Annotated in this window: 19 protein-coding genes and 1 pseudogene; 15 read left to right on the plus strand and 5 right to left on the minus strand. The window is 30.8% G+C overall.

Annotation, left to right across the window (positions count from 1 at the left end):
• From Q0352_RS00170 to Q0352_RS00235, 14 genes and pseudogenes are all read left to right on the plus strand, one after another.
• Positions 1-735, plus strand: a pseudogene (locus Q0352_RS00170) (hypothetical protein); the annotation flags it as partial.
• 200 nt (positions 736-935) lie between these two features.
• Positions 936-4,400 carry a hypothetical protein gene (locus Q0352_RS00175; RefSeq protein WP_299521709.1) on the plus strand — a complete coding sequence of 1,155 codons (3,465 nt, stop codon included), beginning with the start codon at positions 936-938 and terminating at the stop codon, positions 4,398-4,400.
• Positions 4,401-4,408: 8 nt separating this feature from the next.
• A complete protein-coding gene (locus Q0352_RS00180) occupies positions 4,409-6,208 on the plus strand; it encodes a glycoside hydrolase family 3 N-terminal domain-containing protein (RefSeq protein ID WP_299521711.1) in 1,800 nt (599 codons plus the stop codon).
• 67 nt (positions 6,209-6,275) lie between these two features.
• Positions 6,276-7,496 carry a glycosyl hydrolase family 17 gene (locus Q0352_RS00185; RefSeq protein ID WP_299521774.1) on the plus strand — a complete coding sequence of 407 codons (1,221 nt, stop codon included), beginning with the start codon at positions 6,276-6,278 and terminating at the stop codon, positions 7,494-7,496.
• Between the two features lie 43 nt (positions 7,497-7,539).
• Complete coding sequence (locus tag Q0352_RS00190) at positions 7,540-8,934, plus strand: family 16 glycosylhydrolase (RefSeq protein ID WP_299521714.1); 1,395 nt, start codon at positions 7,540-7,542, stop codon at positions 8,932-8,934.
• A 159-nt stretch (positions 8,935-9,093) separates the two neighbouring features.
• Positions 9,094-10,551 (plus strand): MFS transporter, encoded by a 1,458-nt coding sequence (locus Q0352_RS00195; RefSeq protein ID WP_299521717.1) that lies wholly within the window; start codon positions 9,094-9,096, stop codon positions 10,549-10,551.
• A gap of 92 nt (positions 10,552-10,643) precedes the next feature.
• Positions 10,644-13,001, plus strand: coding sequence for a glycoside hydrolase family 3 C-terminal domain-containing protein (locus Q0352_RS00200; protein ID WP_299521720.1), 2,358 nt, complete (start codon positions 10,644-10,646; stop codon positions 12,999-13,001).
• Positions 13,002-13,055: 54 nt separating this feature from the next.
• Entirely contained in the window at positions 13,056-14,090 is a 1,035-nt protein-coding gene (locus Q0352_RS00205; protein WP_299521723.1) for a glycoside hydrolase family 2 TIM barrel-domain containing protein, read from the plus strand.
• A gap of 25 nt (positions 14,091-14,115) precedes the next feature.
• The gene (locus tag Q0352_RS00210; RefSeq protein ID WP_299521726.1) at positions 14,116-15,000 is read left to right on the plus strand and encodes a hypothetical protein; all 885 of its coding nucleotides are present in this window, start codon (positions 14,116-14,118) and stop codon (positions 14,998-15,000) included.
• A gap of 32 nt (positions 15,001-15,032) precedes the next feature.
• Positions 15,033-15,917, plus strand: coding sequence for a glycosyl hydrolase family 17 protein (locus Q0352_RS00215; RefSeq protein WP_299521729.1), 885 nt, complete (start codon positions 15,033-15,035; stop codon positions 15,915-15,917).
• A gap of 29 nt (positions 15,918-15,946) precedes the next feature.
• Positions 15,947-16,894 (plus strand): glycosyl hydrolase family 17 protein, encoded by a 948-nt coding sequence (locus tag Q0352_RS00220; protein WP_299521732.1) that lies wholly within the window; start codon positions 15,947-15,949, stop codon positions 16,892-16,894.
• A 50-nt stretch (positions 16,895-16,944) separates the two neighbouring features.
• Entirely contained in the window at positions 16,945-17,601 is a 657-nt protein-coding gene (locus tag Q0352_RS00225) for a GDSL-type esterase/lipase family protein (protein WP_299521735.1), read from the plus strand.
• 29 nt (positions 17,602-17,630) lie between these two features.
• Positions 17,631-19,451, plus strand: a complete 1,821-nt coding sequence (locus tag Q0352_RS00230) for a glycoside hydrolase family 2 protein (RefSeq protein ID WP_299521738.1) — start codon at positions 17,631-17,633, stop codon at positions 19,449-19,451.
• A gap of 17 nt (positions 19,452-19,468) precedes the next feature.
• Complete coding sequence (locus Q0352_RS00235) at positions 19,469-21,010, plus strand: CotH kinase family protein (protein WP_299521741.1); 1,542 nt, start codon at positions 19,469-19,471, stop codon at positions 21,008-21,010.
• Between the two features lie 121 nt (positions 21,011-21,131).
• Here Q0352_RS00235 and Q0352_RS00240 read toward each other — a convergent pair whose 3' ends face one another.
• The 5 genes from Q0352_RS00240 to pyrR are packed head-to-tail and all read right to left on the minus strand — an operon-like array spanning position 21,132 to position 24,235.
• Positions 21,132-22,049, minus strand: a complete 918-nt coding sequence (locus Q0352_RS00240) for a ribonuclease Z (RefSeq protein WP_299521744.1) — start codon at positions 22,047-22,049, stop codon at positions 21,132-21,134.
• A complete protein-coding gene (locus tag Q0352_RS00245) occupies positions 22,046-22,405 on the minus strand; it encodes a T9SS type A sorting domain-containing protein (RefSeq protein WP_299521747.1) in 360 nt (119 codons plus the stop codon). Before Q0352_RS00245 ends, Q0352_RS00240 begins: the two co-directional genes overlap by 4 nt.
• 18 nt (positions 22,406-22,423) lie before the next feature.
• The gene (locus Q0352_RS00250) at positions 22,424-22,756 is read right to left on the minus strand and encodes a ribonuclease Z (protein WP_299521750.1); all 333 of its coding nucleotides are present in this window, start codon (positions 22,754-22,756) and stop codon (positions 22,424-22,426) included.
• A gap of 5 nt (positions 22,757-22,761) precedes the next feature.
• Positions 22,762-23,691, minus strand: coding sequence for an aspartate carbamoyltransferase catalytic subunit (locus tag Q0352_RS00255; protein ID WP_299521753.1), 930 nt, complete (start codon positions 23,689-23,691; stop codon positions 22,762-22,764).
• Positions 23,692-23,695: 4 nt separating this feature from the next.
• On the minus strand, positions 23,696-24,235 hold the full coding sequence (gene pyrR, locus Q0352_RS00260) for a bifunctional pyr operon transcriptional regulator/uracil phosphoribosyltransferase PyrR (protein WP_299521777.1): 540 nt from the start codon (positions 24,233-24,235) through the stop codon (positions 23,696-23,698).
• Positions 24,236-24,423: 188 nt separating this feature from the next.
• Between pyrR and Q0352_RS00265 the strand changes: the two genes are divergently transcribed.
• Entirely contained in the window at positions 24,424-25,767 is a 1,344-nt protein-coding gene (locus tag Q0352_RS00265; RefSeq protein ID WP_299521756.1) for a tetratricopeptide repeat protein, read from the plus strand.
• The last annotated feature ends 7 nt before the right edge of the window (positions 25,768-25,774 follow it).

Genomic DNA, 25,774 nt, shown 5'->3' on the forward strand with positions numbered 1-25,774 from the left:
GATTTAATTAAAGAACGATGTACAGATTTAGATTTACTTTCTGTGCAGATGTATGGAAAAATAATGGAGTTACCAGAGCAAATTAAGGATTTTGGTTGGAATGGACCTTATATGGTTACAGAATGGGGGGCAACTGGACATTGGGAAGTTCCAAAAACCGAATGGAATGTGCCAATTGAAGAAAATAGTACTATAAAAGCTGCTAATTACTTTAAAAGATATAAAGCTGCAATTGAAGCTGATTCTTTACAATGTGTTGGTTCGTATGTGTTTTTATGGGGGCAAAAACAAGAACGCACTCCTACTTGGTACGGTGTAATTTTAGAAGATGGAAAAGAAACGGAATCTGTAGAAATGATGCATTATTTATGGAATGGAACTTGGCCAGAAAACAGAACACCACAGATTGAATCGTATCTGCTAAATAATAAAACAGCTTATGAAAATGTGATTTTGGAAGCAAACACAGCATATTTAGCAAGTATGAAAATTACTGATTTGGAAAATGATCAATTAAATTACCGTTGGGAAATTTTACCAGAAAGTACCGATTTAAAAGATGGTGGGGATTTTGAAAATAGACCAACTGCTGTTGAATTTACAATAATTAGTACTAATGAAGGAGAATTAAAATTTAATGCACCTAAAGAAAAAGGAGCATATAGGTTATTTGGATATGTTGATGATGGGCATGAAAATGCGGCAACGGCAAATATTCCGTTTTTAGTTAATTAAAGGAAGCTGTATAAAAGTAGTGAAAATACATTTTGTCAAACTGAGCTTGTCGAAGTTTACATTAATTACTAGTAAGTTTTTATATTTCGACAAGCTCAATATGACATAAAATCGTATTGAGAACAAATAAGTTATTGTTAAAAAAAGTGCAAACCTTACACATTAATATCGCAAGGTTTTAGAATAAAATTAGAAGCATAATGAGTAAACAGAATTTGATATATATAGGAAACAAGGAAGCTTCATTTGAGGCGAATGAGGTAAAAGGTAAGTTAGTAACGGTTGGAGATGAAAGTTACTACAAAATTTCGAATGTTGACGAAATGAGACCTTTTTTTATGAGTATTGTTAGTAACTCTAACCATTGGATGTTTTTGTCTAGCAATGGTGGATTAACTGCAGGAAGAAAAAACAGTGAAAATGCGCTATTTCCTTATTATACTGATGATAAGATTACTGAATCAGTTGAAATTACAGGGAGTAAAACAATTGTTCAGATTCACGCTCAAGGCAAAACTTTTTTATGGGAGCCATTTTCAAAAAGATATGAAGGTATTTATAAAATTAGTAGAAATTTGTACAAGAACAACTATGGAAACAAAGTTATTTTTGAAGAAATTAATCACGATTTAGGAGTTACTTTTAAGTATCATTGGAATTCGAGTGACAAATTTGGTTTTGTGAAAAAATCAACATTAGTTAACAATACCAACAAATCAATTCAGTTAACTATTTTAGACGGTATTCAAAATATATTGCCTTACGGTGTTTCATCAGATTTGCAAAATGCTAGTAGTAATTTGGTGGATGCTTACAAAAAATGTGAATTAGAAACTGATTCAGGATTAGGGATTTTTGCTTTAAGCGCTATTATTGTTGATAAAGCAGAACCTAGTGAGGCATTAAAAGCAAACATTGTATGGTCTTTTGGAATTGAAAATCCAACTTATTTATTGTCTTCGTTGCAATTAGATGATTTTAGAAAAGGAAAGGAAATTCAGCAAGAAATAGATATTAAAGCCGAAAAAGGTGCTTATTTTATTTGTACAGATGTAACCTTAGAACCTGAAAGTGATAAAAATTGGAACATTATAGCTGATGTAAATCAATCTATAGTTGCTATTACTAAAATTAAAGAAATTATTAAAAATGAATCGAATTTAATTGCTTTAGTTGATGAAGATATTCAATTAGGATCTAATCAATTGCTTCAATTAAATGGTGCATCTGATGGAATGCAATTAACTGCCGATAAATTAAGAAACACGAGGCATTTTTCGAACACCCTTTTTAATATTATGCGTGGTGGTATTTTTGATGACAATTATCAAATTGAAAAAGGAGATTTCATAAAATATATTGGAAACGCTAATAAAAAAGTACATAAAGAAAAAGAAGAAATATTAAAGCAACTTCCTGAATTATTTACACTTAACTATTTAAAGGAACTTGCAAAAAATAATCAAGACAAGAATTTTAAACGTCTTTGTTTTGAATATATGCCATTAAAATTTAGTAGACGACATGGAGATCCAAGTCGTCCTTGGAATAAATTTTCTATCAATACAAGAAGTGAAGTTGATGGCTCAAAAATATTGGATTATGAAGGTAACTGGAGAGATATTTTTCAAAACTGGGAAGCTTTAGCACATTCATATCCTGAGTTTATTGAGAGTATGATTCATAAGTTTTTAAACGCCACAACATTTGACGGTTACAATCCTTATCGAGTTACCAAAGATGGTTTTGATTGGGAAACCATTGAACCAGACAATCCTTGGTCGTATATTGGATATTGGGGAGATCATCAAATAATCTATTTGTTGAAATTCTTAGAATTTATTGAAAAGCATTATCCAGCTAAATTAGCAAGCTATTTTAGTCAAGAGCTTTTTGTATATGCAAATGTTCCTTATAAAATAAAAAATTATAAATCTATTTTAGCAAATCCAAAAGACACTATTGAATTTGATTTAGAGTTGGATGAAGAGCTCAACCTAAAAAAGAAAGAATTAGGAGCAGATGGAGCTTTATTGATAGATAAAAATCAAGCTATTTATAAAGTGAATTTGGTTGAGAAATTGTTAGCAACAGTGTTAGCAAAGGTTTCCAATTTTATTCCTGAGGGAGGAATTTGGATGAGTACACAACGACCTGAATGGAATGATGCGAACAATGCTTTAGTTGGTAATGGAGTTTCAATGGTTACTTTGTATTATTTACGTCGCTTTTTAAATTTCTTCCAAGAAATGGTTTCAAATACTGATTTGGATTCAGTAGAAGTTTCGGAAGAACTTGCGTTGTTTTTTAATGAAGTTTTATCAACCTTTAATGAAAATAAAAATTTATTAGCTGGAAAAATTTCAGATAAAGACAGAAAGAAAATATTAGATGGTCTTGGAAATGCAGGAGGTAATTTTAGAACTGGTATTTATGAAAACGGATTTTCAAGTAACAAAGGAACTATTTCAAAAACAGATTTATTAGACTTTGCTAAAATTACACTTGAATTTATTGACCATTCTATTTTAGCCAATAAGAGAGCTGATAAATTATACCACGCTTATAATTTAATGACTGTTAATAATAATGAAGAAATAGTAATATCTTATTTGCCAGAAATGTTGGAAGGTCAGGTTGCTGTTTTAAGTTCTGGTTTTATTTCTGGAACGGATTCATTAGAATTGTTAGATGCTTTAAAAAGCAGTGCTTTATTTAGAGACGATCAATACAGCTATATATTATACCCAAATAAAGAGTTACCAAGATTCAACGATAAAAATAATATTTCGGCTAATAATGTTGAGAAATCCGCATTATTGAAGCAACTTTTAACCGATAGAAATACTCAAATTATTGAAAAAGATGTTTTGGGGAATTGCCATTTTAATGGAAACTTCAACAATGCAAACAGTCTTAAAGATGCTTTAGCTCAATTGCCAGAAGATAAATATTCATCTCTTATTGAAAAGGATGAGAAATTAGTCTTAGCTATTTTTGAAGAAATTTTTAATCATAAATCTTTTACAGGAAGATCAGGAACATTTTTCGGGTATGAAGGATTGGGTTCTATTTACTGGCACATGGTTTCTAAATTATTATTAAGTGTTCAAGAAACCTGTTTAATGTCCCTTTCAAATAAAGAAAGTGAAGTTACCATTGGAAAATTATTAGATCATTATTACGAAATAAACGAAGGAATTGGGGTGCATAAATCACCCGAATTATATGGTGCATTTCCAACCGATCCATATTCACATACACCAGGAGGAAAAGGAGCACAACAGCCAGGAATGACAGGTCAAGTGAAAGAAGATATTTTAAGTCGTTTTGGTGAATTAGGCGTTTTTGTTGAAGAAGGAAAATTAGTTTTTAATCCAAGATTGTTAAGAAGGGACGAATTTTTAAAAGGACCAAAAGTATTTAAATACACAAATATCAACAAAGAAGTAAATGAAATTGAATTAGAAAAAGACTCACTTGGTTTTACCTATTGCCAAATTCCAATCATCTACAAATTATCAAAAAAACAAGGAGTGAAAGTTATTTTTAATAACAATTCAATTATTGAATTTGATAGCCTTCAACTCGATTCACAAACAAGTAAAAAAGTGTTTGAAAGAACAGCTGAAATTAATCAAGTAATTGTGTATTTAAACAAGTAATTTTTAAGATGAGAAAACTAATTTCAATAGTAATTATAGCCTTAATAGTTTTTAGTTGTGCTAAAAAACAAACGAAAATAATTAATAAAGAGGCGATAATTGAATTTAAAGTTGACTCGTTATTAGCACTCATGACCTTAGAAGAAAAAATAGGTCAAATGACACAAGTAAGGCATTTTGATAATATTACTGACGACGAAATAGCTACCAAATTTATTGGCTCTGTAATTCATACAAATGGACCTAATCCTGGAGAAGGTGCTGCAGGCTGGCAAGCTAAATTTGTTTCACTTCAAAAAAAAGCTTTATCATCCAGATTGGGAATTCCATTGTTATTTGGCGTAGATGCAGTTCATGGTCAAAATACTTTTGATGGTGCTACCATATTCCCTCATAATATTGGAATGGGAGCTACAGCTAATGCCAAACTAGTGGAAGAAGCTGCAGCCATTACAGCTGTTGAAGCTCAGGCCACAGGTTTTAATTGGGTGTTTTCGCCTTGTATTGCCATTCCTTATAATGAAAAATGGGGACGAGTTTATGAAGCGTTTTCTGAAAGTACTGAATTAACACAAGTATTAACTAAAGCTTCGGTGAGAGGTCATCAAGGTGATTTATCTAAAAGCAATACAGTAATGGCTACGGCAAAACACTTTATTGGTGATGGATCTACAGATTTTGGTACTGAAGGTGGAAATACGTCAATTAGCATGCAAGAGGTTTATGAACGTTTGTTACCACCGTATCGCGATGCTGTTAATGAAGGCGTTGGTGCTGTAATGGTTTCATTTAATACTTTGTCAGACAAATCAATGCACGCACATAAAGAAATGATTACTGGCGTGCTTAAAGATAGTTTGGGTTTTGATGGAATAGTGCTTACTGACTGGAAGGGCTACTCAAGATTTGGTGAAAATGACATAATAAATGCAGGAGTAGATATGGTGATGGCAGTAGATGGTGATTTAGACATATTTCAGCAAGGATTGAAAAAAGGAGTTGATAGTGATTATGTTTCACAAGAAAGAGTTGATGATGCTGTAAGACGAATTTTACGTCAAAAATATAGATTGGGTTTGTTTGAACATCCTTTTCCAGATGCTAATTTAATAGCAGAGATTGGAAGTCCTTCACATAGAGAAAAGGCAAAACAAGCGGTTCGAGAATCGTTGGTTTTACTTAAAAATGAAAACAAGGCTTTACCAATTGATAAAGCAACTAAAAAAATTATTGTTGTTGGTGAACATGCCAATAATACAGGATTACAATCTGGTGGCTGGACAATTACTTGGCAAGGAAAAGATGAAAATTATAGTGGAGCAACTACCATTTTAGAGGGTATTAAAGGAATTGCAGATGGTGAAGTTATTTATGATGAATTTGGGAGCGATAATCATAAAGATGCTGATTTAATTATAGTGGTTGTTGGTGAAACTCCTTATGCTGAGTTTTTTGGAGATGTAGGAGATGGTAGTGGAAAATATCAGTTAACCTTAACGGATGAACATCAAAAATATGTTAGCAAATATGCTAGTAAAGGCCAAAAATTAATTGTTGTATTAATATCAGGTAGACCTTTGGTGGTTACTAATCAAATAGATCAGTCTGATGCTTTTATTGCTGCTTGGTTACCTGGATCTGAAGGGAAAGGGATTGCAGAAGTACTTTTTGGAGATTATAATTTTAAAGGGAAATTACCACATTCTTGGCCAAATGCTGTTGAAGATTTCAACGGTAAGTTTGGTCCTAATTTTTGGGATACATCAATTACGCCTTTATATATATTTGGTTATGGGCTTAATTATTAATATTAAAAATACTTAACAAATGAATAAAATATTTAAAATAGTTTCAACTATCCTAATTTTATTTTCTATGATTGGATGTTCCCAAGAACCAAAAACCACAAAAATAACAGCCTCTGATATTTTAGGAAATCCTGAATATTTAGCAATTTCATATGGTGGTTTTCGAGAAAATACACGAGATGTAGTTCCTTCGGTTGAACAAATTAAAGAGGATATGAAAATTTTAGCAACTATGAATGTTAAAATTTTAAGAACTTACAATGTACATTTAGATGAGGTATCAAATCTGTTAAAAGCAATCTCAGAACTTAAAAAAGAAGATCCAACTTTTGAAATGTATGTAATGTTAGGAGCCTGGATTGATTGTAAAAATTCTTGGACCGAATTAGAGCCAGATCACAATTTAGAAAGTGAAAGAAATGCTGTTGAAATAGCCAGAGCAGTAGAATTAACTAAAAAGTATGCGGATATTATTAAAGTTATAGCAGTTGGAAATGAGGCGATGATTCGTTGGGCGACAAGTTATTATGTACAACCCAATGTAATTTTAAAATGGGTCAACCATTTACAAGAAATAAAAAAGAAAGGAGAGCTTCCTGCTGATTTATGGATAACCAGTTCCGATGATTTTGCATCTTGGGGAGGTGGAGATACTAGTTATCGCACAAAAGATTTGGAACAATTAATCAAAGCAGTTGATTATGTCTCAATGCATACATATCCGATGCACAATTCTTACTACAATCCGGAATTTTGGGTAGTTCCAAACACTGAAAACAATTTTACCGATACTGAAAAAGTGGATGCCGCTATGTTACGTGCACTGGAATTTGCAAAGAATCAATATCAAGAGGTTTCAAGCTATGTGAAAAGTATAGATTCAACGAAAACAATTCATATTGGTGAATCGGGTTGGACAACAATTTCTGATGGGCATTATGGAGAAAAAAGCTCAAGAGCTGCTGATGAATACAAAGCAGGAACTTATTATAAATTAATGCGTGAATGGACTAACAAAGAAAAAATTTCATTATTCTATTTTGAAGCTTTTGACGAACAATGGAAAGATGCTAAAAACCCAGTAGGTTCAGAAAATCATTTTGGTTTAATCAATTTAAAAGGAGAAGCGAAATTTGCTATCTGGGAAATGGTTGACGCAGGTGCTTTTGATGGATTGACTAGAGATGGCATGCAAATTACCAAAACATATAATGGTGATAAAAATGCATTGATGCAAGATGTATTTACACCGCCATTGGCAAGTGAAAAAGATGTGTCACCAAAATAAATATGTTGTTAAACAACCCTAAGAAAAAGTATAAACCAATATAATGAACCATTATAAAACAGATCCAAAGGGCATTGTGTTAATCGTTGATAAATTAGCGTTTTGGTCAGGATATATAGCGAATCAGTTATTCCCTGCGGTATTGGGTGTTTTTATGTTGCTTATTCTTCAATCATGTAGTAATGATAATGATGACAAAAAAGAAGCTATTCAACCATCAAACCTTACTGTTAATTCAGAAATTATTGGAACATCTACAGAAAAACCGAATGGTGACGGAACTGGTGTTGTAAACTTTACAATTAACGCAACCAATGCTAGTTCATATAAAGTGCTAATTAATGGAGAAACTAAAGATTTAACATCTAATACTTTCTCTTATACTTTTAAATCAATAGGTACTATAAACTACACAATCATTGTTTCAGCATATAACTTAGACGATTTTATAAGTACTACTATTACCTTAACTGTATTTGTAGGTCAGGAAGAAATAGAAGGTTTGTTGTGGTCTGATGAGTTTAACAATAACAGTTTAGATTTAACCAAATGGAATATAGAAACTGGTACTGGCGTGAATGGAGATTGGGGAACCGGACAATTAGATAGAGCTACTGAAAGGCCAGAAAATATTAGATTTGATAATAGCATTGCAAATGCTGATGGAGGATGTTTGGTGATTACAACCCGAAAAGAATCGTACATAGATAGAGACTACACTAGTGGTAGAATAAATACAGCAAACAATGCTTCTTGGGGGCCTGGACATCGAATAGTGGCTCGTGTATATGCCAAAGGTGTTAAGCATCAAGGTCAAGGTTTTGCTTTTTGGATGATGCCTCAAGAAAAACCTGCAAACTTAGATTTTATTATGTGGCCACAAGGAGGAGAAATTGATGTTATGGAATATGTAGGAGCGATTCCTTTTAATAATTTAGGGACTGTGCATTATGCTTGGGAATGGCAAAATAATGAATACCAAGATTGGAATCATGGACATTTAGGAGGATATTATAATTATGAAACCGAACAAACACCTAATCCATCCGAACCAGAATATGGTAATTACCCACCAGCAGATGAAGATAAAACAGCAGGGAGTGCTGAATTTCATGAGTATGGTATTGATTGGTATAGTGATAGAATAGAGTTTTTTATAGATGAGAATGTGTATCATATTCATTATTTTAATGATGGTGATATTTACAATCTTGATGGACAAGATGAAATTTCGGTAAAAACGATAGATGGTAGACGTGTTAATACATCTGAATATTCAAATCATTTTGATGAATGGCATCCGTTTGAACATAAAATGAATGCAATTTTAAGTGGTGGTGTTGGTGGAAGTGAATATACTTATGGTGGCGCTATTGTTCCAGAAGCAGAATTCCCATGTGATGTTTATATAGATTGGGTGCGTGTTTATGCATTATAAAAAATTAGGAAGACGCTTGAAGCTAATTAACATTTTTTTATTTTTAAAGATGTTTTGGCACCAACATTAACCAGTGAAATAGAAATAGTAAATAATTAATTTAGAGTATAGTTACAATATCTAAAAAACAATATAAACCAACTTAAACCAATATAAATAATGAAACATTATAAAATAGCAACAGAAGATGTTGTTCCCTTAGGCCAGAAATTAGCCTTTGGATCTGGGCATTTAGCCAATCAATTATTTCCTGCAGCATTGGGTGTTTTTATGGTTGTGTTAGTAATGTCTTTAGGGATGAATCCGATTTTAGCAGGTTTGTTAGGTGCATTACCTAGATTTTTAGATGCACTTACCGACCCAATTATGGGGTTTATTTCAGATAATACAAAGTCCAAATGGGGAAGAAGAAAACCTTATATACTTGTAGGTAGTGTTATTTCCGGAATAGCATATATGATTATGTGGCAATTAAATCCTGAAGATTCTGAAATGTATAATTTCTTTTATTTCTTGGTTGTATCGCTTTTCTTTTACATTGGTTATACCATTTTTGCAACGCCATTAATTGGTTTGGGTTATGAAATGACACCTGATTATAATGAGCGTACTCGTCTAATGGCAGTTTCGCAATTTATGGGACAAATGGCTTGGGTAATTGCGCCATGGTTTTGGGTAATTATTTATGATCAATCATTATTTGAAAGTGCACCTGAAGGAGCTAAAGTAATGGCCATTTGGGTTGGAGGTTTGTGTATGGTTTTAGGAATTATGCCCGCTCTCTTCAACAAAGAAATGGAAGTTGATAAAAGTAAATTGAAAAACCTATCAAAAGGAGAATTAGCAGCAAATACAAAAGAATTTATTAGAGGAATTGTATTAACTGTTAAAAATAAACAGTTTATGAAATTGTGTGGCGCTACTTTCTTTATTTTTAATGGGTTTCAAACAATTGCACAGTTTTCATTTTTTATAATTGTTTATTATTTATTTCAGGGAGACACAGCTTTAGCAGGTTCTTGGCCAGCTTGGTTTGGAACTGTAAGTGCGTTGGCTACTATGTTTTTAGTAATTCCTGTTGTTACCAAAATTTCAGAAAAAATTGGGAAACGAAAAGCGTTTGTTGTAGCTACGTTACTTTCAATTGTTGGGTATATTTTAAAATGGTGGGGATTTGATCCTAGTAATCCGTGGTTAATGTTTATGCCTATTCCTTTCCTTTCTTTTGGAATTGGAGGTTTGTTTACCTTAATGATGTCAATGACAGCTGATGTTTGCGATTTAGACGAATTAAACAATGGTGAACGTCGTGAAGGAATGTTTGGAGCAGTTTACTGGTGGATGGTGAAATTAGGAACTGCCTTGGCAATGCTTTCAAGTGGTGTTGTTTTACAAATGGTTGGTTTCGATGAAAGTATCCAAGTTCAATCTGTAGAAACGCTGACCAATTTACGTTTAGCAGATATAATTATTCCAATAATTGCAGCCTTAATTGCCATTCTATTAGTCTGGAGATATAATATAACTGAAGAGAGAGCACATGAAATTAAAGTTGCATTAGTAAAGCGCCGTGCTGAAATAGCGTTAGAAGATAATAAAAGTAAACCAAAGTATTAGCCTTTGAAAGCTTTTTGGCTGATTTCAGTTGTCTATTCCAAAATTTAAAACACAGTACATTTATTGTTGATAATGTACTTAAAGAAATAATCATGAAAAAAGTAGTATTAATTTCATTCCTAGTTTTAATTACTATGAATTTAAAAGCTCAAACCCAAGAAGAAAATATGCTTCAAAAAAAGATTACGCAACTAATTTCTGAATTAACCATTGAAGAAAAAGTTGCCCTTTGTTCTGGTCGCGATGATTGGAGTACAATGCCTATTGAGCGATTAGATATTCCATGGATTTGGCTATCTGATGGTCCTCATGGGTTGCGCAGAGCACCTGAAACTAATAAACCTGGTTACGGAGATCAGTTATTAGCAACTTGTTTTCCAACAGCTTCAGCATTAGCGGCAACTTGGGATGTAGATTTAATCTATAAGGTTGGGCAAACACTTGGTGAAGAATCACAAGCTTTGGATGTTAATGTTTTATTAGGTCCAGGCGTAAATATAAAACGATCGGTTCTAGGAGGCCGAAATTTTGAATACTTTTCAGAAGATCCAATTTTATCAGGAGAAATGGGTGCGGCATTTATAAATGGAGTTCAAAGTCAGGGAGTAGGAACTTCACTTAAACATTTTGCTGCTAATAACGTTGAAACCATGCGTATGTATAATAGTTCTAATATGGACAATCGTACCTTGAATGAAATATACCTAACACCTTTTGAGATTGCAGTAAAGAAAGCACAACCTTGGACTGTTATGGCTTGTTATAATAGGGTTCAAGGTGTTTATGGAACACAAAGCCCTTATTTATTAACTGAAATTCTTAAAAAAGACTGGGGGTTTGAAGGAATTGTTGTTTCAGATTGGTTTGCAGTTATAGATAGAGTAGAAGCTATGAAAGCAGGAATGCATATAGAAATGCCAAAAGTAAGTGTTGTTAATAATGCCATAGCTGTGGAAGCTATTAAAAATGGAGAATTGGATATAGCAGTTGTAGATGCATTGGTAAAAGAAATTTTGACCGTTGTTTTTAAAGCAAAATCACTTGAAAAAGAAGATGTAATATTGAATGTTGAAAAAGATCACACATTTGCAAGAAAAGTAGCATCTGAAGCAGCCACTTTATTGAAAAATGACCGTCAAGTTTTACCTATAACTAAAGAAAAATATAAAAAAATAGCTATTATTGGTGAGTTTGCTGCTGAGCCTCGTTATCAAGGAAATGGAAGTTCGCAAGTGCGACCAACCAAGCTTGACAATGCCTTAGAGATTATAAAAAAAGAATACGGAAATGATATTGAAATTAGCTATGCTCAAGGATACAATTTAGCGGATGATAACGATGTGTCATTAATTGCAGAGGCTAAAAAAATAGCTGCTTCTGCTGATGTTGCTTTGGTTTTTGCAGGTTTACCGTTACAATATGAATCAGAAGGTATTGATAGAACCCATATAGATATGCCACCTTCTCATAATAAATTAATGAGCGAAATAGCAGCTGTTCAAAAAAATACAGTAGCTGTGCTTACCAATGGAAGTGCTGTTACAATGCCTTGGCTTCACAATGTTTCTGGTGTTTTGGAAACTTGGCTAGGCGGTCAGGCAGGTGCAGGAGGAATAGCAGATGTGTTATTTGGTAAAGTAAATCCATCTGGTAAATTGGCGGAAACTTTTCCAATGCGTTTAGAAGATACTCCAGCATTTTTCAACTTTCCTGGTGAACAAGGAGATGTGTTGTATGGAGAACGGTTTTTTGTGGGATATCGTTATTACGATGAACGAAAAATTGAGCCGTTATTTCCTTTCGGACATGGATTGTCGTATACCAATTTTGAATATAGCGATTTAAAAGTATCATCAAAAAACACGACAAATAAAGAAGGTTTAACAGTAAGTGTAACTGTAAAAAACACAGGAGATGTTAAAGGTAAAGAAATAGTACAATTGTATGTTTCAGATTCTAAAAGCACCTTACAACGTCCTGAGAAAGAATTAAAGAAATTTGTAAAAATTGAGTTGGAATCGGGAGAAGAAAAAACAGTGACATTTAAATTAGAAAGCCGTGATTTTTCTTATTTTGATGCAAAAAGAAATATGTGGATTGCCGAAAGTGGAGAGTTTATTATTTCAGCGGCTGCTTCTTCAAGAGATATTAGATTAACGGAAAAGGTCAATCTTCAATCAACACAAGTTGTTCCATTAGCATTTGATGAATTCACATTTTTTCTAGAATATTGGAATAATAAACAAACGCGTGAAATTTTATTGGAATATATGCCAAATTGGATTAGAGGAATTGTTACAGAAGGTGACGAAGCTGAGATTAGAGAATATCAAGGTTTTATGGTAGAACACCCTTTAATTAAATATCCATATATAACTCATGGTGAAATTACTCATGAGCAAGTAATTGAAATTGTTGAAAAGTGTAAAGATTTAACATATAATCCATAGTTTTTATTTGAAAGAAATGCAGTTGTAATCTCATTAAAAAATTTTATAAAAAAAATGATTAAAAAATTCAAAATAGCAATTATTCTTAGTTTTATTGTGTTTTTAAATTATGCATTGGTTTCTTGCCAAGAGAAAAACAATAAAGATGTGGTGACAATTTCAGAACGAAAAATACTAGTAAATGATTCTGTTTATCAAATAAAAGGTGTTTGCTATCACCCTGTTCCAAAAGGTAGTGATAAGAGGAGTTTTAGTAATTTAACTAAGGATTTAGCTTTGATGGTTGAAGCAGGTATCAATACCATTCGTGTGTATGAACCAATTGATGATAAAGCTGTTTTAGATGAAATATATGAAGCCGGACTTAAGGTTATTATAGGTATTGGATATAACCAAAATGGAAATTTTGATATTCTTTCAGGTTCATTTATTAATTACATAAATACTTACAAAAACCATAATGCAATATTGTTATGGGAACTCGGCAATGAATATAATTATCACCCTGAGTGGTTTAGTGGCGATATAAAAAACTGGTACGTAGCTTTAAATAATGCTGCAGATTTAATTCATCAAACGGATCAAAATCATCCAGTTGCAACTGCACATGGAGAATTACCTGATGCACTAACACTTTCATTAACCGAAAATATTGATGTTTGGGGAATAAATATTTATAGGTGGGACAATCCATCAAGTTTTTTTTCTGAATGGAGTGCTTTAAGTGATAAACCGATGTATTTTTCAGAAGCAGGAGCAGATAGTTATATGACTATTTCAAAAGGCGACTATGAGCAAGGTTCAAACGAAAAAGCGCAAGCTGATGCAACAAAAAATATTTTAGAAAACATATTTAAAAATTCAAATTCTCATAATGGTGTAACTCTATATGCATTTGTTGATGAATTATGGAAAGCAGGTAATAATGACAGTCAAGATCCTGGTGGTTGGGCTCCAAATAGTAGTGGAGTTCCTTATGATGGTACACCAAATGAAGAATATTGGGGCATCGTAGATATTGATAGAAATAAAAAAGAAGTATTTAATGTGGTAAAAGAAATTTATACGAACATTAATAATTCCAATTAAATCAAATAGCATAAATAATAAAGTATTGAAGCAAGTATTAAAAAATAAAAATATTGAAATTCAAATAGATTTTCCGATGGAAAACTATAAGAAATCTAGATTTGATTGGACAGGTAAAATTTCTGCAGTTATTTATAAAAATAAACAGCTAACTGCCAACGAAAAATTAAATAATCAAAATGATAGTCTTGATGGAAAAGGTTTTTATAATGAATTTGGTATTGAGCTTCCTATTGGATTTGACGAAATAAAAGAAGGAGAATGGTTTCACAAAATAGGAGTTGGACTTCTTAAAAAAGAGGGGGCTAATTATCTTTTTAATGAAAATTATGAAATCCAACCTGCTAAATTTGAAGTAACAACCTTAACTAATAAAATAAAAATTGACTGTGAATCAAGAAGTATGAACGGTTTTTCATATCATTTAATAAAAGACATAGAATTATTTGAAAATAGCTTTGTACTTGGCTATTCTTTAAAAAATACTGGGCTAAAAAAAATTATTACCAATGAGTATAGCCATAATTTTATTTCAATTGATAAAGAGTTGATTGATTCAAATTATGTGTTAAAATTTCCATTTCAGTTAAATTCAGCATTATTTGATGCGACTGTAAACCCAAAAGAAAATATATTAATTCAAACCAATGAATTTACATTCAAAGACAATGTTAAAGATGAATTCTTTTTTAGTAATCTTTCAGCTGGGAAAAAGGTAAATGCTTCATGGGAATTAATAAACAAAAAAGCAAAAATAGGAATACGTGAAACAGGTAGTTTTGAAACTTCAAAAATTAATCTTTGGGGATCAAATCATGTAATAAGCCCAGAGCTGTTTTTTGAAATAAATTTAAACCCGAACCAAGAATTAAAGTGGTCTAGAACCTATAATTTGTTTGAAATTGAATAAAAAATATCATAAATAATTAAAATATAAATAATATGTCAGTTCGCAAAGAAAAAATAATGGCATTGGCAGGAGAAAATTTTGCTAATAAAACGGATAAAGAATTACAATTGTTATTTTCTGATGTGTTAAATAACGGAATGCATGGTATAGGATTCAGCCCTTATCTTGAAAATCAAAAACCTGGTGAGCAAATTACCGAAGATCAGATTCGAAGAAGAATGGAAATAATTAAACCATACACAAAATGGATTCGCTCTTTTTCTTGTACTGATGGAAATGAACACATTCCTCGCATTGCTCATGAATACGGAATTAAAACATTAGTTGGAGCTTGGCTTGGAACCGATGAGAAAATTAATGAACAAGAGATTCAAAATGTGATTAAGATTGCTAAAGCAGGTCACGCAGATATCGTTGCTGTTGGAAATGAAGTAATGTATCGTGGAGATTTAACAGAGATTGAGTTAATAAACTTCATTAAACGTGTTAAGAAAGAAATCCCTAATATTCCTGTTGGTTATGTAGATGCATATTACGAATTTGAAAAACGACCAAATATTACGGAAGTTTGTGATGTAATTCTTGCAAATTGTTATCCGTTTTGGGAAGGCTGCCATATAGATTATTCATTGGTTTATATGAAAGATATGTACCATAGAGCAAAGAAAGCTGGAAATGGAAAAAAAGTAATTATTTCAGAAGCAGGTTGGCCAAGTAAAGGTCAAACTTTTCATGGCGCACAACCTTCTCATGAAAATGCTATTAGTTATTTTATGAATACTCAATTGTGGTCTAAAGAAGAAGATATTGACATTTTCTACTTTTCATCTTTTGATGAGCCTTGGAAAATTGGTGCAGAAGGAGATGTTGGTGCCTATTGGGGTTTATGGGATAAAAATGAAAAATTGAAATATTAAAAGTTAAAACTACTACTAAAAATAACTGAATGAATTTAAGGACAGGATTAAATGTAGAACCAGGCAAGGCTATTTGTTATTCTGGCTTTAGAGAAGGGCAAGAACCAGGAGGAATTGTTCCAAGTTATGATGAAATAAAAGAAGATCTTCTAATACTCCATAATCATTGGAAATATCTTCGTTTATACGATTGTGATGAACATTCTGAAATAGTTTTGGATGTTATTCAGAATGAAAAGCTAAATTTTAAGGTGATGCTTGGAGCCTACATAGGAGCTGAAATGAATAATTTTGGTTGTCCATGGGGAGGTTCATATTCTGAAGAACAATTAATCATAAATAAAGATAGAAATTTAAAGCAAATTCAAAAATTAATAAGACTTGCGAACCAATATCCTGATATTATTTTCTCATTATCTGCAGGGAATGAAGCAACTGTTGATTGGACAGATCATTTCGTTCCTGTAAAAAGTGTTATCAACTATGTGAAAATGCTAAAAAAAGGAGCTAAACAACCAGTTACTTTTTGCGAAAATTACGTTCCTTGGCTCGATAAGTTAAAAGGGTTGGTTGAGGAAGTCGATTTTATCTCTATACATACCTACCCAGTTTGGGAATACAAAAACATACACGAAGCTTTAGAATATACAAAAGATAATTATTTTGCAGTAGCCAATAAATATCCTAACAAGCCAGTAGTAATAACCGAAGCAGGTTGGGCAACCAATTCAAACGGAAGAGGAATTTGCCCTAGCAACGTAAGCGAAGAATTACAAAATACTTATTATAATGATTTGGTGAATTGGAGTGAAGAAGCAGAGATTCTTACTTTTGTTTTTGAAGCTTTTGACGAGCCTTGGAAAGGTTCAAATGAACCCCTTGAACCAGAAAAGCATTGGGGTTTATTTACTGTCGATAGAAAACCTAAATTAGTAATGAGAGAACTTTATTCAGATTTACTTTCTACTGAACAATAAATTAAAAATTGTAATAAACAATAGTATTCAATTTAGCAAAATATTAAATCATGAAAATTAAAAAAAGCCTTTTAATATTATTTCTATTTATTTCATTTACTTCTTTTTCACAAGAATATAATAAAATATGGAAAGCTGAAATTGACGCTTTTGATATCTTAAATGGAGATGCTCCATCGCAAGAAGGAATTCTTTTTACAGGAAGTTCATCAATACGATTGTGGAAAAATCCTGCTAAAGATTTTAACAACAATAAAATTTTGAATAGAGGTTTTGGAGGTTCCCAAATAATAGATTTAATTGAAAATTTTGACCAAGTAATTTTAAAATATCACCCAAAAAAAATAGTCATTTATTCAGGCGATAATGATATTGAAGCAGGGAAATCTGCTGAAATTGTTTTTGGTGATTTTTGTACTTTATATGGAATGATAAAAGCAAAGCTTCCAAATGCAGAAGTATATTATATTGCAATTAAACCAAGTTTAAACAGGTGGGCTAAAGTATTGGAAATGAAAAAAGCCAATACTATGATTCATGAATTTTTGAATTACAAGCAAAATGCAGTTTTCGTAGATGTTTTTTCTCCCATGATTGGAGTGTCAGGAAAACCTCTTGATAAATGGTTTATTAAAGATGGTTTGCATATGACTGATGAAGGATATCAATTATGGACTGAAATTTTAACACCATATATTAAGGATTAACACTCTTATTTTAAATTTAATATCGAATTATGTTAAAACATTTATTAATAAAAATTTTACTAATTATTCCATTTATTTCAATTTCTCAAGAGTTGTTAATTAATACTTCAAACAGAAATATTACATCACTAAATGGAACTTGGAGTTATATTGTAGATCCTTATGAAACAGGTTATTACAATTACAGATACGAACCATATGATCAATTGTCTGAAAATAACAATTCCGCATTTTATAATAATTATCATACTACTGATAAATTAGAACTCGTGGAGTATGATTTTGATAAATCACTTACACTAACAGTTCCAGGTGATTGGAATTCTCAATACGAAAAGCTCTTTTATTATGAAGGTACAGTTTGGTATAAACGATCTTTTGATTATTCGTTTTTAAATGAAAATAATAGATTGTTTGTATACTTTGGCGCCATAAATTACAAAGCTGAGGTTTATTTAAATGGAAAAAAATTAGGTACACATGAAGGTGGTTTTACACCATTTAATTTTGAAGTATCTGGAATTGTAAAGCCAACAAACAATTATTTAGTTGTAAAAGTTGATAATAAACGTTTTAAAGAAGCAGTGCCAACAATTAATACAGATTGGTGGAATTATGGCGGAATTACCAGAGATGTAAAACTAATTGAAGAGCCTAAAACGTATATTCAAAATTATAAAGTGCAACTTAAAAAAGGTGCTTCAAAAATAATTAGTGGATATGTGAAATTGAATGATGGTTCTACAAAAGAAGAAGTAACAATTTCAATACCTGAATTAAAAATTAATAAGTCATTTATAAGTGATGATAAAGGAGTAGTTCAGTTTGAAATAAAAACGAAAAATATCAGTTTTTGGTCACCAGAATCTCCAAAATTATATGATGTTTTTATTAAAACTACACAGCAAACTTTAAAAGATGAAATAGGTTTTAGAACAATTGAAACGGTTGGCCCAGATATTTTATTAAATGGAAAATCTATTTTTTTAAGAGGAATTTGTATTCATGAAGAAAATGCCATGCGAGGAGCTAGAGCCTATAATGAAGCTGATGCATTGGTAGCACTAAATTGGGCCAAAGAATTGGGCTGTAATTATGTTAGGTTAGCTCATTATCCACATAACGAGCATATAGTAAAATTAGCAGATAAAATGGGGATGATGGTTTGGGAGGAAATTCCAGTATATTGGACCGTTGATTTTACCAATGAGACAACTTTAAACAATGCTAAAAATCAACTAACTGAAGCGATTACAAGAGATAAAAACAGAGCTTCAATTATCATTTGGTCAATGGCAAATGAGACGCCTCCTTCTAATGATAGAAACACATTTTTAAAGAATCTTATCAATCATTCTAAATCATTAGATGATACAAGATTGGTAAGCGCAGCTCTTGAAAAACATTTTAAAGATGGTGTGAATGTTGTTGATGATGAAATTGGAAATTATTTGGACATTGTTGCATTTAATCAATACACTGGTTGGTATGGTGGGTCTTTAGAAGATGCTCCTAACGCAAAATGGGATATTAAATTTAATAAACCTGTTGTAATTTCAGAATTTGGAGGTGGTGCTTTACAGGGTTTACATGGAACAATACAAGAACGTTGGACAGAAGAATATCAAGAATATTTGTATGTGCAAAATCTAAAAATGATTGAAAAAATTCCAAATATAAGAGGGGTTAGCCCTTGGATTTTAAATGATTTTCGATCTCCAAAAAGAGTACTTCCAAACATTCAAGATGGTTGGAATAGGAAAGGATTAATCTCAAACCACGGCATAAAAAAGAAAGCATTTTTTACCGTCCAAGAATTTTATAAGAATATAAAACTTCAATATCAATAAATAATATATTATTAAAAATGTCACATAAAATATCTTTTAAGTTACCAAATCTCAAACGTCATCTTTACTATTTATTAATAATTGTAAGTGTTCTTTTAACATCTTGTAGTGATGATAGCCCAAGTATTCCTCCTATTATTGAAGGAACCGAATTAGTTGATTTTGCTTTTTTAAAGGTGAATAACCCTAGTCTTTCAAGCGATATTTATTTAAACAAAGTGGAAAACACTTTTAAAGGAAGAGTTTCATATAGCACAGATATTAAAAATCTTGTGGCAACATACATTCATAATGGATTAAAAGTTGAAGTGAATAACGTTGCCCAAGAAGTAGGAACAACATTGAATGATTTTAAAAATCCAGTAACTTTTATAGTTAAAACAACCGACGGAAGAGAACAAAATTATGAGGTTGATGTAACATATTTTACAGGGTTGCCTATTGTTTACCTAATAACAGATGGCAATGCAGCAATAGACTCAAAAGATGATTATAGAGAAGGAGATATAATAATAGAAGGAGGAAGAAATTTTATTGATTTTGACGAAACTTCAATGGAAATTAGAGGTAGAGGAAATTCTACTTGGTGGCTACACCCAAAAAAGCCTTATCAAATGAAATTGAGTAATAAAACAGAAGTATTAGGAATGCCAAAAGATAAAAAATGGATTTTTTTGGCCGAACACTCAGATAAAACTTTGATGCGTAATACAATAGCATTTGAAATGGGTTATTTGAGTAAACTAGATTGGACTCCAAAATCTGAATATGCTGAAGTTTTTGTGAATAATGAGTATTCAGGAACTTATAATATTTCACAAAAAGTTGAGGAAAGTAGCAACAGAGTTGATTTAGGCGATACAGGTTATTTATTAGAAATAGATCAATTAGAAAGATTAGATCCCGATGATGTGTATTTTAGAACAAACGATTTTTTAATAAATATAAAGGAACCAGATTTAGAATATGGAAGCACTACTTTTAATTATGTAAAAGATTTAGTAAATGAATTTGAAATTGTTTTAAAAAGTTCAGATTTTAAAAATCCAACTTCGGGTTATGCGAAATACATTGATGTAGATAGCTTTATTGATTGGTATTTGATAAGTGAAATTACAAAAAATCAAGATTCAAAAAGTTTCTCTAGTATTTTTTTAAATGTAATTCCTGGTGAAAAAATTAAAATGGGACCACTTTGGGATTTTGATTTGGCTTTTGGAAACGTAAACTACTCAGACGCTACAAACCCAACAGGTTTTTGGGTAAAAGAACATAAATGGTATGCTCGTCTTTTTGAAGATCCGACTTTTGTAAATAAAATAAAGTCTCGTTTTGCTTATTTTAAAAACAATCAAAACCTCATTTTAAATAAAATGGATTTTTATGCAAATTATTTAAAATATGCCCAAGATGAAAATGATATAAAATGGAATACTTTGGGTAATTATGTTTGGCCAAATCCAGTGGTTTATAATACTTATGAAGAAGAAGTTGATCATTTAAAAACTTGGTATACAACAAGAATGGAATGGTTGGATGGAGCATATATGGATTTATAAAAAAGATAAAAAGACTTTCTAAAACAAAGAAATTTTAATTTAATTATATTTAATGCTTTTTGAGGGTTGACAATATAAATGTGATCGATTTTTTTTGATAGGTTAACGTAATTTAAGGAAATTAAATAATCTCAAACACTTTACCAGCTTCAGCTAAAAAAGTGTTTTTAAATACTTCTTGGGCTTCAGTTTTAAAGGCTTCAATATTTTTATATCTTCCGCTATAGTGACCAACAATTAATTGTTTTACGTTTGCTTGTTTTGCAATATTTGCTGCTTGAGATGCGGTTGAGTGTTTTGTTTTAGCAGCTAGTTCTTCTCTGTCCTTCAAAAAAGTGGTTTCATGGTATAAACAGCTAGCATTTTTTATAATTGGAACAATTTCAGGGAAATATGAAGTATCACTGCAAAAAGCATAACTTTTAGTTTTTTCTGGATCTAAGGTCAGTATTTCATTTTTTAATACTTTACCGTTTTTCAACGTAAAATCTCTACCAATTTTTAAATTTTGATAATCGCAAATTTCAATTTCAGGATAATTGAGTATAGCGTTCATATCTAATTTACGTTCTCCGATTTTTTCTTTAAATAAAAAACCGTTCGTATAAATTCGATGATCTAATGGAATGGTAAATACTTCAACTTTATCATCTTCAAAAATAAGTTCACTTTTTTCAGAAGAAAGTTCGTGAAATAATAAAGGATAATGTGTCCAGGAATTTGAGAGCTTTAATTGTAAAGTAATAATTTCTTTCAATCCTTTTGGACCGTAAATATGCAATTCAGTTTCTCTGTTTAACAGTCTAAAAGTAGCTACTAAACCTATCAAACCATAAATATGATCACCGTGTAAATGAGAAATGAAAATGTGTTTAATTTTAGAAAATTTAATACCATATTTACGCAATTGTACTTGAGTTCCTTCACCACAATCAATCAAAAAGTTATGATTTTTAATTTCTAAAAACTGAGATGTTGGGTGAGCGTTTACTCTTGGTGTAGCAGAATGGCAACCTAAAATTGTGAGTTTTAAGCTCATCTAATAACAATTCTTTTTGAGATGACTTCTGTTTCAGTTTGAAGTGTATATATGTACATTCCTTTAATTAAATCATCACGATTAAATAGAATAGCATTGTAACCAATTTTAGAATTAACTTGTTCAATATATACAGTTTTACCCAATAAATTTTTTACTGTAAATTCAATTTGTTGAATTATAGTAGATTGAAAATTAATTTTAGTTGCTACATTAAAAGGATTGGGATAAGCAGAAATTGAAGACAATGTTGCCTGTGGCTCATTTTTTTTAATAACAATAGTATTCTTTTCATTTTGCTGCGCAAAAGAAAAAGCAGAAAACAATAAAATAGTTATTAAAAGTAGTTTTTTCATCAATAAGCCAAATTGGTTTTAAAATCCTAAATCTCGTTCAATAGCATCCATTTCAAGTATGTCTATCGCCTCTGTTAATGTTGGCACAACATTTAATTCATCTGGAATATTATCAATATTTATTCCTTTGCAAATAAGCACAAAACTTGTGCCATTTTTTATATGTTGTTTACTTAGTTTCAAAAATAAGATTAATTCTTTAATATTTATGTTAAATTTTTCTGAAAAATCAATAATTAAATTTTCATTTTTAAATTCTTGATAGCGGTTTTTAAAATCTAATAAAAAATCTGAAACTGATTTTGTGTTTGGTTTTATATGTGTGTAATTTTTAGTTTTTGTACTAAACATAACAGCTATTGTTTAATTTGTTGAGCTAATAAGTAGATAACCGCCATACGAATGGCAACTCCATTTTCAACTTGATTTAAAATTATAGATTGATCAGAATCAGCAACATCACTTGATATCTCAACACCTCTGTTAATTGGTCCTGGGTGCATTATCACAATTTTCTTGTCGAGTGAATTTAATAACTTTTTATTAATTCCAAATAGTTGAGAATATTCTCTTGTTGAAGGGAAATAATTAATTTCCATTCGTTCATTTTGAACTCTTAATACATTTGCCACATCACACCAATCTAATGCTTTTTTAATATCGTATTCAATACTAACTCCTAAACTTTCAATGTATTTAGGAATTAATGTTTTAGGTCCACAAACTTTAATTTCAGCACCTTGTAATTTTAAAGCATAAATATTTGAAAGTGCAACTCGAGAATGTAAAATATCACCAACTATCAATACTTTTTTACCTGTAACACTTCCTAATTTTTCACGAATAGAATAGGAATCTAAAAGCGCTTGTGTTGGATGTTCATGAGTACCATCGCCTGCATTTATGATTTTAGCATTTACATGGTTAGATAAAAAGTCACAAGCTCCAACATTTGGATGCCTCATTACTATAATATCAACTTTCATTGATAAAATATTATTAACAGTGTCAATTAAAGTTTCTCCTTTTTTTACGGAAGATTGGCTTGCTGAAAAGTTAATAACATCAGCAGATAACCTTTTTTCAGCCAATTCAAAAGAAAGTTTAGTTCGAGTACTGTTTTCAAAAAATATATTAGCAATAGTAATGTCTCTTAATGAAGGTACTTTTTTAATTGACCGATTTATAACTTCTTTAAAGTGATCAGCTGTTTTAAAAATTAAGTCTATATCAGCTTTGTTTAAATGTTTTATCCCTAAAAGGTGTTGTACGCTTAACTGACTCATAAAACTAATTATTAATTATATATACTGCATCTTTTGTGTCTTTTTCTTTCCAATGCACTGTTACTTTTTCTTCGTTAATAACATCAACTTGTCTTCCTAAATAATTGGGTTGTATTGGTAAGTGACGACTAAACCTTCGGTCAATTAAAACCAAAAGTTCAATGTTTGAAGGTCTTCCAAATGATTGAATAGCTGTTAAAGCAGCACGAATACTTCTACCTGAAAAAAGTACATCATCAATAAAAACTACTTTTTTATCTTCAACAATAAAATCTATATGTGTTTTATTTGCTTCTAAAGGAGCTTCACGTCGTCTAAAGTCATCTCTATAAAAAGTGATGTCTAAATGCCCTAATTTTATATTTGAAATTGCATAATCGTTTTGCAGAATGCTTGCTAAACGCTCAGCTAGATAAATACCTCTAGGTTGAATTCCTATAAGAACCGTATTTTCAAAATTATTATGGTTTTCAATTAACTGACATGCTAATCGATGTAATATAATGTGAATTTCTTTAGAGTTAAGTAGCGTTTTTTTACTCATGACAATACCAAACATTGTTTGGAAAACAAATATACAGCATTTTGTTAATTAATTTGTTAAAAAGATTAGAAGTTTAGTTTAAAAATTTTGAAAAGTTCTTGTACTTTTATTGTTATAGAAATAAGCTATTCTTTCATATGCCTTTAACTCCAAAAGAGAATAATATTCCATTATCAAAATTTGAATCAATGCTTAAAACAAATAGCATTTATTTTTTCGACTCAATTGAATTTGAGGAGATTATACATAGCTATTTAGATTCTGGAAAAAATTCTTTAGCAAAAAAAGCTATAAAATTAGGTTTAGATCAACATCCAAAATCTGTGTTGTTAAAATTACTTCAGGCTGAATTATTAATTTTTGATGGTGAAATTGACAAAGCTTCTACTTTATTAAAAGAATTACAAGCTATTGAACCAACCAATGATGAGGTATATGTTCAACAAGCAAATCTCTGTTCAAAAAAAGATGACCATAGTGGGGCAATAGATTTATTGAAAATTGCTTTACTTTATACAGATGATGAAGCTGATATCTTATCCTTATTAGGAATGGAGTATTTATTCTTAGATGATTTTGATCAGGCCAGAATTAATTTTGAGAAGTGTTTAGAATTTGATTTGGAAGATTATTCGTCTCTTTACAATGCAGTTTATTGTTTTGATATGCAAAATAAGCATCAAGAAGCGGCAGAATATTTAAATTTGTACATTAATAAAGATCCTTATAGTGAAGTAGCTTGGCATCAATTAGGGCGTCAATATTTTATTTTAGAAAATTATAATGAAGCCGTAAGAGCGTTTGATTATGCAGTGCTAATTGATGAATATTTTGTAGGTGCATACCTTGAAAAAGCGAAGACTTTAGAAGAATTAAATCGTTTTGAAGAAGCTATTGAAAATTATAAAAAAACGATTGAATTGGATGATCCAACATCGTTTGTTTATTTACGAATTGGAAAATGTTATGAAGATTTAAACAAAGCAAATTTAGCGATTCAATATTATAAAAAAGCAACTCATGAAGACCCATTATTAGATAAAGCTTGGTTCGCAATTACAAACGTTTACCTTAAAAATAGAAACTTTAGTAAAGCATTGTTTTATATTGATAAAGCCATTGAAATTGATGAGCAAAACACCATTTATTGGCGTAAATATGCTGAAATTAATTTAAATCTGAATCTTTTTGAAGAAGCTGTAAATGGTTTTCAACAGTGCATTTTATTACAAGATAAAGATCTTATAATTTGGCTAGGATTAAGTGATACTTTATCATATTTAGGTGAATATGAAGATGCATTAAAAAATTTATTGAAAGCAAAAACTTATTTTAAGGATTTTGCAGAAATAGAATATAGGGTAAGTGCACTTTATTTTAAATTTAAAAATTCTAAAAAAGGAACAACACATTTAAAAGCAGCCTTATCTATAGATTTTGAATCTAAAAACATTTTGAAAGAGTTATTTCCAGATGTTTTTAAAATGAAAGAGGTAAAAGACATTATAAGAGGTTTCAAAAAAAAATTGTAATAAAAAT

Origin of the sequence: uncultured Lutibacter sp., assembly GCF_937891065.1 — a bacterium.
Classification (GTDB): domain Bacteria; phylum Bacteroidota; class Bacteroidia; order Flavobacteriales; family Flavobacteriaceae; genus Lutibacter.